Source organism: Rufibacter roseus (genome assembly GCF_001647285.1).
GTDB classification, from domain to species: domain Bacteria; phylum Bacteroidota; class Bacteroidia; order Cytophagales; family Hymenobacteraceae; genus Nibribacter; species Nibribacter roseus.
The window spans coordinates 365,252-377,757 of record NZ_LRML01000001.1; the positions used below are offsets into that span (position 1 = coordinate 365,252).

Below are 12,506 nucleotides of genomic sequence, written 5' to 3' on the forward strand. Positions count from 1 at the left end.
ATTTAATGGTGAAGGTTACTGAACATTGAGATATTGCTTCTCGCGCTTCCAGGTAAGGGCAGAAAAACCAATGGCCAAAAGGCAGGCGGCAACCAGCATGCTAAATCCACCGTCCCAACCCCAGGCGTCTACAATAAAGCCCATGGCAATGTTGGCAAATAATGCACCGCCCAGATACCCGAACAAACCTGTTAAACCTGCTGCGGTACCCGCTGCTTTTTTAGGGACAAGATCTAGTGCCTGCACGCCTATAAGCATGACTGGGCCGTAGATTAAAAAGCCGATAGCTACTAAGGCTAAGTTGTCTATCCAGAGGTTACCTGCCGGGTTCTTCCAGTACACCAGCACGGCTACCAGAACTAAAGCCATATAGATTATAGTGGCAGGAGCTCTACGACCCTTGAACACCTTGTCACTAATCCAGCCGCAAAGTAGAGTTCCTGGTATGCCGGCATATTCGTAAGCGAAGTACGCCCAACCCGTTTCTTTTACAGAAAAGCCTTTCGCTTCTTCTAAATAAGTAGGTGCCCAATCTAAAATTCCATAACGAACCAGATAGACAAAGGCATTGGCAAAAGCAATGTACCAGAGTACTCTGTTGTTGAATACAAAATTGAAGAATATCTGCCGTGCAGTGAGTTCCTGCTCGTGCTGTTCAGAATAATCTTTTGGATAATCGTTTCTGTACTTTTCAATAGCTGGCAACCCACATGATTGAGGAGTGTCACGAACAAGCAGGTAGACAATGGCCGCTACACCAACTGCAATCATGCCTGGGAAATAGAATTTACTTTGCCAGGTACCAAATATGGCTACAGCGGCAATGGTTAAAGGACCCACTAGTCCGCCACCGATGTTGTGCGCCACGTTCCAGATAGACATTTTGGTGCCTCGTTCCTTAGTAGAGAACCAGTGTACCATTACCCTACCGCAAGGCGGCCAACCCATGCCTTGAAACCAACCGTTCAGGAACAGGAGCGCAAACATGATCAAAATGGAACTGGTGGCCCAAGTTGCCACCCCCATCAGAATAGTGGTAAGGGCAGAAAGCAACAGACCAACGCTCAAAAAAATACGGGCATTGCTGCGGTCTGATAAGCTGCCCATTAAGAACTTGCTCAGCCCGTAAGCAATAGACACCCCAGACAAGGCAAAGCCAAGGTCAGCCTTTGAAAATCCTTGGGCAATCAGATCTGGCATGACCATTGAAAAGTTCTTCCGAACCAAATAATAGCCTGCATACCCAATGAAAATACCCATGAACACCTGCAGGCGAAGCCTTTTGTATTCTGGGTCAATTCGCTGCACGGGTAGTTCCTCTTTATGCGGAGGGGGCGAAAAGAGGTTTTTCCTTGACTTTCCGTTAACGGATGTAGACTGTTTATTCAATACTTTCACAGGGGGAGGACTTGAAATGGTGTGGGTGAGTTTTTAAATTTTTTGTCAAAAGTAGCCGCGTATATGCTTTTGTTGCGCATTGTTAGAAAGACTTTACAAAAGCTTAATCTTTGGGCTGTAATAGTCGCTTTAGGTGCCATGGCTGTGATTTATTGCAGAAATAGATATAAACATGCAGCAGTGCTTGCACCGAAAATGGGCCCCACTATCGGCACCCAAGCATACCGCCAGTCGCTATGGCATTTATTCTTTATTGGCACCAAGCTATGCACTATGCGTGGTCCTAAATCGCGTGCGGGGTTAATAGCATAACCAGTAGTTCCACCAAGTGATAAACCAATTCCCCAGACTAGAAATGTCACTGGCAGCGCTCCTAAAGACCCCATGCCTATAGGTGTTTTCTCGTCGCCCATTTCCGGGTTTGTGATGTAAAGGATAACAAAAATCAAAACAAAGGTGCCTACTGCTTCACTGAAGAAGTTTGACACTGGGTGCCGAATAGCTGGGCCTGTGCTAAAGACAGCCAAATGCAACTGGGGGTCTTCGGTAGAGTCGAAATGTGGTCTATATAGAAGCCAAACAAGAAGGGCTCCTGTAATGGCTCCTATTAGCTGTGCTAAAACATACCAGCCAACTAGGCTCCACTCAAATTTCCCTACAATGGCTAATCCTATGCTGACTGCCGGATTGAGGTGAGCGCCACTATAAGGGCCTGCAATGACCACACCAGCAAAAACAGAGAGAGCCCAACCGGTTGTAATGACAATCCAACCGCTATTGTGTCCTTTGGTGCCCTTCAGCACTACGTTGGCCACAACGCCTCCTCCTAATAAGATCAGGAACAAAGTACCTATAACTTCGGCAGTAAATGCTGACATAAGATCTTATGTTAAAGAAGTTACAGTTTCTGCTTTACTATCTTCCGCCCATACCTTAGCGGCTCTTACGGCTCTTTCCCAACCCTCTACTAGCACCTCGGTTGGAAATTCATGGTTGGCTTTGAAGCTTTTCTTGATTTCCCATTGCTCCTGTATTTCTTCCACGTTCTCCCAGAAGCCAGTGGCAAGCCCGGCAAGATAGGCGGCTCCAATGGCGGTCACTTCGGTTATAGCAGGCTGTACTACAGAGGCATTAAGAATGTCCGCCTGAAATTGCATGAGAAGGTTGTTTTCTGTCGCTCCTCCGTCTACTCGCAGTTCTTTTATGGATATGCCAGAATCGGCCTCCATGGCTTTTAAAACTTCTCTGGTTTGGAAGGCGATACTCTCCAGGGCGGCTCTTGCAAGATGAGCAGATGTTGTGCCACGGGTCATGCCCACTATGGTGCCACGGGCATGCTGGTTCCAATGCGGCGCACCTAACCCGGCAAATGCAGGTACCATGTAAACACCCTCGCTACTGGTTGCCTTCTGGGCAAGCTCCTCTACCTGGGCGGAGTGGGAGATAATACCAAGGCCATCGCGGAGCCATTGAACCACTGCCCCGGCTATAAAGATGCTGCCTTCTAAGGCGTATTGGATCTGGTCTCCTATTTTCCAGGCAATGGTGGTGACTAGTTTGTTTGTGGAAAGAATAGGTTTCTCGCCAATGTTCATTAGCATGAAGCAACCGGTGCCGTAGGTGTTTTTCACCATGCCTGGCTTTGTACACATTTGCCCAAACAGCGCGGCGTGTTGATCTCCTGCAATACCCGCAATGGGAATTGAGGTGGCAAACAATGAGCCGGAAGTCTCGCCTACTATTTCGCTGGAAGACTTTACTTGGGGCAGCATGCTGTGGGGTATATCAAAAAGAGACAGCAAATCATTATCCCAATCTAAAGTGTGAATGTTATAGAGAAGTGTGCGAGACGCGTTAGTGACATCTGTTGCGTGTACTTTCCCTCTGGTCAAGTTCCAGATAAGCCAAGAGTCTATTGTCCCGAAAGCCAGCTGGCCTTCGTCTGCCTTTTCTCTGGCACCGGGTACATTTTCCAGCATCCACTTAATTTTAGTGGCTGAAAAGTAGGCATCTATCACCAAACCAGTTTTCTGCTGTATCATGTCTTCCAGGCCTTGTGCCTTTAGGCTGTCACAGTAGGAGGCGGTGCGGCGGTCTTGCCAGACAATGGCGTTGCAGATAGCTGATCCGGTTCTGCGGTCCCAGACCACTGTAGTTTCCCGTTGATTTGTGATGCCTATAGCGGCAATGTCTTCTGCCCTTAAGCCAGCCTTAGAGACAGCCTCTGCGGCAACTCCAACCTGAGTTGACCATATTTCACTGGAATCATGCTCTACCCAACCAGGTTCAGGGTAAATTTGAGTGAATTCTTTCTGTGCTAGCGATACAATATTTCCTTGTTTGTTAAAAACTATTGCACGAGAGCTTGTGGTGCCTTGGTCAAAAGAGAGTATATATTTAGCCATAGTTTCTGATGGTTATCTGAAGGATGGTGCCATTGAATGTTCAGGTGATAATGGTGTTAATAAATAGCGGGAGGCAAGAGAGAAAAAAGCCTTGGTCTGCTGCTGTTGCCATTCATGGCCATGACGTAACTCCTGTGCCATAAGCCTTGCCACTTCAGGAACCATTTCTATGGCAGCCTTGGCATCTAAGAACAAGATTCTCATTCTTCTGGCTAAGACATCCTCTACAGTTCTGGCCATTTCATTCTGAACAGACCAAACTACTTCTGCAGCTATGTTAGGGAACCGCGCATGTAAAGGCTTAGCTAATTCTGGAAATTCAGTGGCAAGTTTAAGTATAGAGGCCTTGTCAGACCCATAAATGTCTAAATATTCAGAGTATTCCTGCGGAGCCGCGTATCCATGAATTTTAAGGTTGGAGGTAATGCAGTTTTTTTTAGGCAGAAGTCCAATTTCAATGGCTTTGTCTACTGTGTCCTGCGCCATTTTCCGGTAAGTGGTCCATTTGCCTCCGGTAATTGTCAAGAGGCCCGAAGAGTCTACCAGAAGTTTGTGGCTTCTGGAAATCTCTTTGGTGCTGTTCGTGTCCTTTTTAGGGGCTGCTAGCGGACGCAAGCCGGCAAAAACACTTAAAACATCTGCCTTGCCGGGTTTGCGCACCAAGTATTTGCCAGCGGTCTCTAAAATAAAATCTATTTCCTGATCTAGTGGTCTTGGTTCTAAGCTGCTTTGGTCAAGAGGAGTGTCGGTAGTGCCTACCAGAAGGTGCTGGTGCCAGGGTACTATAAATAGAACCCGTCCATCTGGAGTTTTGGGAATCATTAAGGCATGGTTGCCCTCTAAAAAAGAACTATCGAGCACCACGTGCACCCCCTGGCTTGGCCTTACCAATGGCTGCTGCTCTGGCGCATTCATCTGCAGGATCTCATCAACAAAAACGCCTGTGGCATTTACTACTGTTTTTGATGGTAGCAGATACTCCTTCCCCGATTCTAAATCCATTGCTTTCACCCCATTAACTTTGCCCTGTGCATCTTTCAAAAGATCCACTACAGGCATGTAATTGATTAGGGCACCGCCCTGCTCGGCACAGGTTTGGGCAAGGTTTAGGGCGAGCCGGGCATCGTCAAACTGGCCGTCAAAGTATTGAACGCCACCTTTTAGCCCCGCGGACTGTATGTTAGGCAATAGTTTAGCTACTTTTTTACCAGACAAAACAGAGGTTTTGTCTAAGCGGTACTTGCCAGCCATTAGATCATAGACCGTTAGCCCCACTCCATACAATAGTTCGTTCCACCAGCTGTAGTTAGGTATCACAAAAGACTGTATGTTTACCAGGTGAGGCGCATTCTGCAGTAAAAGCCCTCTTTCATAAAGAGCCTCATATACTAACTTTATGTCCCCCTGAGCCAAATAACGGACACCTCCATGTACTAATTTGGTACTCCTGCTGGAGGTTCCTTTTGCATAGTCTGCCTGTTCTAGCAGTAAGGTCTTAAAGCCTCTTGAAGCTGCATCCAGCGCTACTCCCAGTCCTGTGGCGCCGCCGCCAATTACAATCATGTCCCATGGAGTGTCATGGTTTTTAACTTGCTCTAAGAACGATTCTCTGTTGAAATGTAAAATTTTGCGTTCTTTTTGTTTCACTTGTGTTGTAATTTATATAAAGTGCTTTCATATGCTTCCGTATTAAAAGTATGTTAGTTATTTATTAAAACCAAAAGAAATAAAATAATTTTATTATATGGTACATGAGTTTTTTTGAAAGAATGGCAATATCTTAAGTTGGCTGAAAGTAAAGCGTGCTACATTAGTTTGTTTTCCATTCTTCCAGATAAAGAAGGTGATTCAGTCTGTCAAGCATAAGCAAGCATTGGTATTTTAAACAAAACTAAATATTTATGGGGAGCCTCATTTTTGCATAATATTATCTGAAGAACAGGGTTATATCTATAGAATGAAAGCAGCTATACATTGTGGTGTAGCCAATAGGTGGTGTTGCAGGTAAGTTTATTTTGGGTGCTGATTTATTTAGGCGGTTTGGATTTAGTAAGAAAGAATTAAATATTGTATATAAATGGCTGAATATTACAAGTTGTTTCGTTTTATTGTTAATTACTTGATGTGTCACCAATGATAAATTTAACCGAAAGGCATCAGCATATAATAAATAAGCTCCAGCAGAAAGGGCAGGTGGCAGTAATAGATTTGTGTGATGAGTTAAGGGTATCATCTGTTACTATCAGAAAAGACCTGAAGCTGTTAGAAGATAAGGGGTTGCTGTTTAGGACGCATGGGGGGGCTACCCAATATAACCCTTACACAATTGACTTGCCTGTAAATGAGAAGGAGAATTTACAGGCAAGTGAAAAGAACCGTATAGCGCTGGCAGCGGCAGGTTTGATAGAGCCAAATGATTCTATTTTGATTGCTTCTGGTACTACCGTGCTGGCGCTGGCCAAACTTATTCAACCAAGTTTACTTAAAAACCTTACAGTCATAACTTCGGCTTTAAATGTTGCTCTTGAGTTGCTTCACCACCCTGAGGTAGAGGTAATTCAGTTAGGCGGCATTTTAAGAAGAAGCTCCTCTTCTGTAACTGGTCCTTATGCTGAAAGTGTATTGGCTGATTTCTCCTGCAGCAAGTTGTTTTTGGGTGTGGATGGAATTGACTTGGAGTTTGGTTTAACCACAACCAACGTGATGGAAGCACATTTGAACAGACAAATGATCAATATTTCACAGAAAGCCATTGTGTTGGCAGATTCCTCTAAGTTTGGGAAACGGGGCTTTGGGAAAATTTGTGGCTTTGATGAAATTGACCAGATTATTACAGATAAAGGAATTTCAGACCACACCTTTAAAAGTTTACAAGGAATGGGGGTAAAAGTAACGATTGTTTAAAGGCTGACTTCTCACAACTTTACATTTCTCGTTTTATGGCTATTTTCTTAAAATCAGCCATAAAACGCCATTACTTTATCTTCACTACCCGCACGGGGTTCCGCTCGCGCAGCCCGTCTGGCAAGTGAGAAAGTATTTCCTCGCGGAGAGACTCAATCATCTTTTTCTTCAGGAAACTCCGGTGCACCACCAAGCTCACCTCACGCAGTGGCTGTGGTTCAGCAAACGGGCGTATCACCGCTTTTTTATTCTGAGGCAAGTCTAGCACAGAGAGCTCCGGCAGCAGCGTCATGCCGCTCTGGGTTTCCACAATGCGCTTAAGGGTTTCTAATGAGCCGCTCTCATAGTCCAGATGCATGTTTTTAGAGCTCTTGGCGCGGTTGCATAGTTGCAGTACCTGGCTACGGAAACAGTGGCCCTCGTTCAGTAGCCACAGGTCTGAAGAGTCAATATTGTCTGGAGTAATTTCCTTTTGCTCCGCCAGCGGGTGGTCTTGGTGCAGGTAGCCAACAAAAGCTTCGTAAAAGAGAGGTATCTCAAAAATAGATTTGTCTTGCAGAGGAGTTACCAGCAAGCCCACATCAATCAACTCCAGGCGTAGCTTTTCTACAATACTGCTGGTTACCATTTCCTGTATGGTAACATGTACTTGCGGGTACTTCTTGATAAAATCAGTAATAAAGAGCGGGATAAGGTATGGAGCTAGGGTAGGGATGACTCCTACACGCAATTCACCACTCACACCATCTCGCTGCACCTGAACAATCTCCTCTATCTTTTTGAATTCGGCTACGGCAATCCGAGCTTGGGTGATGACTTCTTTTCCCAATTCAGTTGGTCGTACCGGCACCCGGCTACGGTCAAACAGCTGCACCCCCAGCTCCTCTTCCATTTTCTGGAGCTGCATACTAAGAGTTGGCTGGGTAACAAAGCACTTTTCAGCGGCAGTTGCAAAGTGCCGGTAAGTGTCTACAGCCAGTAAATACTCTAATTGGGTGATTGTCATTTATATAATCTAAAAAAGAGAGTAACAGCGCTTATGGGAGATTGTTTTTAAGGCAAATTTCCATGTAAGATTAGGTATAAATATTATACAATTAAAATATAAAGCTTAGTTTTTCTTCATAAGTATATGATAATAAATTGATTATATAGAGAACGTATATATGATAGTTTTAAGCTATATACTCATAGTATTTATTAATTTGATCTATAAAACCGTTTCCCTCACCTTTGTCGTAAGGTTAGACAATAGTAATTGTCACACCAACTAATCTTAAAAACTATGGAAACGACAAACCAATTGGGCTTGGAGCGTAAAGACACCAAAGAGCTGGCTGTAAAACTGAATGAGTTACTGGCCAATTACCATGTGTACTACCAAAACCTCAGAGCCTTCCACTGGAACATAAAAGGCCCAAACTTCTTCCAGTTGCACGAAAAGTTTGAAGAACTCTATACGGCGGCCATCGAGAAAATCGATGAAATAGCCGAGCGAATTTTAACCCTTCGCCATACCCCGCTGCACAGCTTCTCTGAGTATTTGCAACACTCTTCTATCAAAGAAGCTCATAATCTTACTTCAGATCAGGAAACAGTAAGTACCACTGTTCAAAACATTGGACAAATTATTCAGCTGGAGCGTGAGGTATTGACTTTGGCATCTGACTTAGATGATGAAGGCACACAAGGCTTGATCTCAGATGACCTGAACACACTGGAGAAAACGCTTTGGATGCTAAATGCCTTCTTAGCCAAATAAACAGCGCCAGCCCTACTGAACCCTTTGTTAATTTTTTACTAGCTATATATTTATCATGTACCAAAACCGAGTATTATCTGTTGGGGCAGAGTTCCCTGCCTTTTCTAAAAAAGCTGTTGTGTCTTTAGAAAAAGACCAAGAGTTTAGAACCATCACCGAGCAAGAGCACCGCGCCAAAGACCAGTGGTTGGTGATGTTCTGGTGGCCTAAGGATTTCACCTTTGTTTGCCCTACTGAAATTGCCGAGTTCAACAAAAACTACGACGAGTTCCGTGACCGTGATGCCCAATTGATTGGTGCCTCTACCGATTCAGAGTTCGTGCACGCCGCCTGGCGCCGCGACCACGATGATCTGCGTGGCCTTCGTTTCCCGATGCTGGCTGACACTTCAAAGTCTTTAGCCGAAGAACTTGGCATCCTAGACGCCGAAGAAAAAGTAGCGTACCGTGTTACTTATATTGTTGATCCACAAGGTATCATTCAGTGGGTGAGCGTGAACGGCTTAAGCGTAGGCCGTAACGTGGCCGAAGTACTACGCGTGCTGGACGCCCTGCAAACTGATGAGCTGTGCCCTTGTAACTGGAAAAAAGGCGAAGCTACCTTATCCGCATAAATTTCAACCTGAAGAATTTGTTTTAAAGGGAGTTTGCGACGGGCCGGGAGCTACTGACAGAGGTTTCCGGCCCTCGCAAACAAATTAGCTGCTGATTACTCGTTCTTAGTTTTCGAGGGAAAAGCGATCAGGTATTTTAAGCTTTAAGAAAGGCTGATGGAGAAAAGATCCTTTTCCAAGCTGGTGTTTTTTGCCAACAGAAGAAGAAAGTTTACCTCCTGTTATTAGCCTGTTTTTCAAAAAGTAGTCCTAAAACAGCTGCCGTAAATTTCTTTATTCCCAGACTCGCGACTCAGAACTCAAGTCTCAGAGACTCTTTTCTGGCGTGCCCCTAAAGGGTCGGGCTATCCGCTGCAAGTCCTCGGGCTACGTGCCTTGCCCTGTGGGCTTTCCGCTGCTATCCCTCACGCACAACTACTCCAAGTGCAGATTCTCTGACAGGCTTAATAACTAATTCTCCTTTCTACAAAACATTCAACCATCAACAATAAGCAATTAATATCATGCTTTCTGTAATACAAGAGACCCAACAAGATTTCCTGAAAGACCTTGGCCTTTCTGACCATAACTTCGCCCGTTTAGACCAATTGGTGCAAGGCGAGTCAAAGTACCTGAAGGACCTGCGCATCAACCTTAAAACGTCGCTGCAGGCAGAAACCCTGACCCTGAAAGAGGCTTATTTAGTTGCCTTATCAGCAGCGGTGAATGAAGAGAACAACGCCCTCACTAATGCTTTCCGCGAACTGGCAGCCGCCAACGGAGCCTCTGAAGCCGAGTTGGCCGAGGCCGTAGCAGTTACCTCACTGCTGAGCACGAACAACATCCTGTACCGTTTCAAACACTTCATGCACACCGACTTTTATGAGTCGGCTCCGGCAAAAGTGAAAATGAACATCATGATGAACCCAGTGGGTGGTAAAGAGTTCTTCGAGTTGGTAAGTTTGGCCATCTCCGCCATCAACGGCTGTGAGCGCTGCGTTACCTCTCACGAGGATTCGGTACGTAAACTTGGTGCCTCTGAGCAGCGTATTTTTGATGCCGTGCGCATTGCTGCCGTGGTGGTGGGTGTGAGCAAAGTTATCCGTTAAGCTTCTTCACTTTTATATAATACATCCCACTGCCGTGAAAGCGGCAGTGGGCCAAGAAACCGCGAGAGCTGAAAAGCTTTCGCGGTTTTCTTTTATTATCTGTATTGACTTGTTTTTGAAAAGCAGGCCGGAAACACTGGTAGGTCTGAAAAACACCACAACGTATTTTCAGCAAGCGTTTATGGCCGGTCTGCTGGTTGCTGTAAAAGCCTTTTAATTGTGCATTTGCTACTCCAGTAGAAACTCCCCCTTTGAAGGGGGCAGGGGGATGTTTACACCAGCCGGATTCGGCATGCCAGATAATATAATGTACGGACAGGGCTTGACCTGTCCGCTGCGGTGGCCGCCGCATTACATTCTGCTATAAGATGTCTTCGTTAGATCCCTCGTCGCCGCTCGGGATGACCGAACAAGAGGCTATCTAGCCCTGCCCCTCCAAATAGGTTATCAGCAATGCGTGGACACTCCTTTGTAAACATCCCCTTTCGCCCCCTTCAAAGGGGGAGTATCTGGAATGCGTGCGGACACAAGCGGACGCTTGCGCCAGATGAAACCAGAACAGAAGTTTCCCCTAAGCTTAAAATAAAAACGCCTTCCACTTTTCAGCAGAAGGCGTTTTAGGCTTATTATTCAGAAATTAGTTCGAAAACGGAACTGAAAACAAACAACTAGTGATGAATAACTATCGATGAAACTTACTTGGCGTAAGCCACCGAGCGCATTTCCCTAATCACGGTGATTTTAATCTGGCCAGGGTACTGCATTTCTTTCTCAATCTTCTGCGAGATGTCGAAAGACAGCTGGGAGGCGCGTTCGTCGGTGACGTTGTCGGCGTCTACCATCACGCGGAGCTCACGGCCGGCTTGAATGGCGTAACACTGATTCACGCCTTCAAAGGAGTGAGCAGTTTCTTCCAGTTCCTTCAGACGCTTGATGTAAGACTCCATGATCTCGCGGCGGGCACCAGGGCGGGAGCCGGAGATAGCATCGCATGACTGGATGATTGGCGAAATCATAGCGGTCATCTCAATCTCATCGTGGTGAGCACCGATGGCGTTGCACACGTCTGGGTGCTCTTTGTACTTCTGGGCCAGCTGCATGCCAATAATGGCGTGTGGCAATTCTGGTTCTTCTGTGGTTACTTTTCCAATGTCGTGGAGTAAGCCGGCACGTTTGGCGTGCTTTACGTTTAGGCCAAGTTCAGCGGCCATGGTGGCGCAAAGATTGGCTACTTCACGAGAGTGCTGCAGCAAGTTCTGACCGTACGAAGAACGGAAGCGCATGCGGCCTACCATTCTAATCAGTTCTGGGTGCAGACCGTGAATGCCTAAGTCAATGGCGGTACGCTCACCAATCTCGATGATTTCCTCGTCAATGCTTTTCTTCGTTTTGGCCACCACTTCCTCAATGCGGGCTGGATGAATACGTCCGTCAGCTACTAAACGGTGCAGAGAGAGGCGGGCAATCTCACGTCTAACGGGGTCAAAACCAGAAATGATGATGGCTTCTGGAGTGTCATCCACAATAATTTCAACGCCAGTAGCAGCTTCCAAAGCACGGATGTTACGGCCTTCACGACCGATGATCTTACCTTTAATGTCGTCTGACTCAATGTTGAAGATGGACACGCAGTTCTCAATAGCGTGTTCAGCGGCGGTGCGCTGAATGGTCTCAATCACTACCTTTTTGGCTTCTTTCGTAGCGGTGAGTTTGGCCTCGGCCACAATGTCTTTGATGTAAGAAGAGGCGCGGGTAGAGGCTTCAGATTTCAGGTTCTCCACCAGTTGCTCACGGGCTTCTTCTGCGCTTAAGTTGGCAATGCGCTCCAGACGGCTCAGAATCTCGTGGTGGTCTTTTTCAACCTTGGCCAGCTTATCTTTGTATTGGGCCTCCAGGTCTTCTTTGCGCTTGTTAAAGCCTTCCAGCTGCTGGTTTAGTTTGTTCTGAAGCGAATCGGTTTCCTGCTCTTTTTTCTTCAGGTCTTCCTGCTGCTTGGCCACCAGTTGCTCACGCTGCTTTACCTTGTTCTCATTCTGGATGATGATGTTTTTCTTATGGTTGGCCTGCTCCTCGTGCTCAGCTTTCAGCTTAAGGAAATGTTCCTTAGCTTCCAGCATTTTTTCTTTCTTCTGGCTTTCTGCTTTTGCTTCCGCTTCGCGGATGATGAGTTTGGCGCGCTCGTTGGCTTGTTCTTCCTGCTCTTTAAAGAGCTTCATCAGCAGCACCCGCCCGACATAGAAACCTATGCCAGCGCCTACTACCGCTGCTAAAATGATATAAATAGTCATGACTATAACGTTAAAGGGTTCTGTTATAGCAATGACACTTAGCCAGTG

The 12,506-nt window shown here is 46.0% G+C and carries 11 protein-coding genes; 4 read left to right on the plus strand and 7 right to left on the minus strand.

What is annotated here, in order from left to right; all coding sequences use genetic code 11:
- Positions 1–15: 15 nt before the first annotated feature.
- The 4 genes from glpT to A8O23_RS01165 all read right to left on the minus strand — a co-directional run bounded on the left by glpT (position 16) and on the right by A8O23_RS01165 (position 5,450).
- The gene (gene glpT / locus A8O23_RS01150) at positions 16–1,398 is read right to left on the minus strand and encodes a glycerol-3-phosphate transporter (RefSeq protein WP_239693297.1); all 1,383 of its coding nucleotides are present in this window, start codon (positions 1,396–1,398) and stop codon (positions 16–18) included.
- Between the two features lie 149 nt (positions 1,399–1,547).
- Positions 1,548–2,276, minus strand: coding sequence for an MIP/aquaporin family protein (locus A8O23_RS01155; RefSeq protein WP_066615498.1), 729 nt, complete (start codon positions 2,274–2,276; stop codon positions 1,548–1,550).
- A 6-nt stretch (positions 2,277–2,282) separates the two neighbouring features.
- The gene (glpK, locus tag A8O23_RS01160) at positions 2,283–3,803 is read right to left on the minus strand and encodes a glycerol kinase GlpK (protein WP_066615499.1); all 1,521 of its coding nucleotides are present in this window, start codon (positions 3,801–3,803) and stop codon (positions 2,283–2,285) included.
- Positions 3,804–3,815: 12 nt separating this feature from the next.
- The gene (locus tag A8O23_RS01165; protein WP_317039502.1) at positions 3,816–5,450 is read right to left on the minus strand and encodes a glycerol-3-phosphate dehydrogenase/oxidase; all 1,635 of its coding nucleotides are present in this window, start codon (positions 5,448–5,450) and stop codon (positions 3,816–3,818) included.
- Between the two features lie 486 nt (positions 5,451–5,936).
- On the opposite strand from A8O23_RS01165, the gene A8O23_RS01170 reads away from it, so the two are divergent.
- Entirely contained in the window at positions 5,937–6,707 is a 771-nt protein-coding gene (locus A8O23_RS01170) for a DeoR/GlpR family DNA-binding transcription regulator (RefSeq protein WP_066615500.1), read from the plus strand.
- Positions 6,708–6,777: 70 nt separating this feature from the next.
- Here A8O23_RS01170 and A8O23_RS01175 read toward each other — a convergent pair whose 3' ends face one another.
- Entirely contained in the window at positions 6,778–7,713 is a 936-nt protein-coding gene (locus A8O23_RS01175) for a hydrogen peroxide-inducible genes activator (RefSeq protein WP_066615503.1), read from the minus strand.
- A gap of 279 nt (positions 7,714–7,992) precedes the next feature.
- On the opposite strand from A8O23_RS01175, the gene A8O23_RS01180 reads away from it, so the two are divergent.
- From A8O23_RS01180 to A8O23_RS01190, 3 genes are all read left to right on the plus strand, one after another.
- Positions 7,993–8,469 (plus strand): Dps family protein, encoded by a 477-nt coding sequence (locus A8O23_RS01180; protein WP_066615506.1) that lies wholly within the window; start codon positions 7,993–7,995, stop codon positions 8,467–8,469.
- 55 nt (positions 8,470–8,524) lie between these two features.
- Entirely contained in the window at positions 8,525–9,082 is a 558-nt protein-coding gene (locus A8O23_RS01185) for a peroxiredoxin (RefSeq protein ID WP_066615507.1), read from the plus strand.
- A gap of 503 nt (positions 9,083–9,585) precedes the next feature.
- On the plus strand, positions 9,586–10,170 hold the full coding sequence (locus A8O23_RS01190; RefSeq protein WP_066615508.1) for a carboxymuconolactone decarboxylase family protein: 585 nt from the start codon (positions 9,586–9,588) through the stop codon (positions 10,168–10,170).
- On the opposite strand, the gene A8O23_RS21370 is transcribed toward A8O23_RS01190, so the two are convergent.
- Both A8O23_RS21370 and rny read right to left on the minus strand, forming a co-directional pair.
- A complete protein-coding gene (locus tag A8O23_RS21370; RefSeq protein WP_153042029.1) occupies positions 10,160–10,522 on the minus strand; it encodes a hypothetical protein in 363 nt (120 codons plus the stop codon). The genes A8O23_RS01190 and A8O23_RS21370 overlap by 11 nt on opposite strands.
- A 343-nt stretch (positions 10,523–10,865) precedes the next feature.
- The gene (gene rny, locus A8O23_RS01200) at positions 10,866–12,458 is read right to left on the minus strand and encodes a ribonuclease Y (protein WP_066615511.1); all 1,593 of its coding nucleotides are present in this window, start codon (positions 12,456–12,458) and stop codon (positions 10,866–10,868) included.
- Positions 12,459–12,506: the final 48 nt, after the last annotated feature.

Excerpts from the sequence above, each read along its gene's own strand:
- A8O23_RS01155 (WP_066615498.1), bottom strand. The coding sequence starts at position 2,276 with ATGTCAGCATTTACTGCCGAAGTTATAGGTACTTTGTTCCTGATCTTA.
- glpK (WP_066615499.1), bottom strand. The coding sequence starts at position 3,803 with ATGGCTAAATATATACTCTCTTTTGACCAAGGCACCACAAGCTCTCGT.
- A8O23_RS01170 (WP_066615500.1), top strand. The coding sequence starts at position 5,937 with ATGATAAATTTAACCGAAAGGCATCAGCATATAATAAATAAGCTCCAG.
- A8O23_RS01175 (WP_066615503.1), bottom strand. The coding sequence starts at position 7,713 with ATGACAATCACCCAATTAGAGTATTTACTGGCTGTAGACACTTACCGG.
- A8O23_RS01180 (WP_066615506.1), top strand. The coding sequence starts at position 7,993 with ATGGAAACGACAAACCAATTGGGCTTGGAGCGTAAAGACACCAAAGAG.
- A8O23_RS01185 (WP_066615507.1), top strand. The coding sequence starts at position 8,525 with ATGTACCAAAACCGAGTATTATCTGTTGGGGCAGAGTTCCCTGCCTTT.
- A8O23_RS01190 (WP_066615508.1), top strand. The coding sequence starts at position 9,586 with ATGCTTTCTGTAATACAAGAGACCCAACAAGATTTCCTGAAAGACCTT.
- A8O23_RS21370 (WP_153042029.1), bottom strand. The coding sequence starts at position 10,522 with ATGCGGCGGCCACCGCAGCGGACAGGTCAAGCCCTGTCCGTACATTAT.
- rny (WP_066615511.1), bottom strand. The coding sequence starts at position 12,458 with ATGACTATTTATATCATTTTAGCAGCGGTAGTAGGCGCTGGCATAGGT.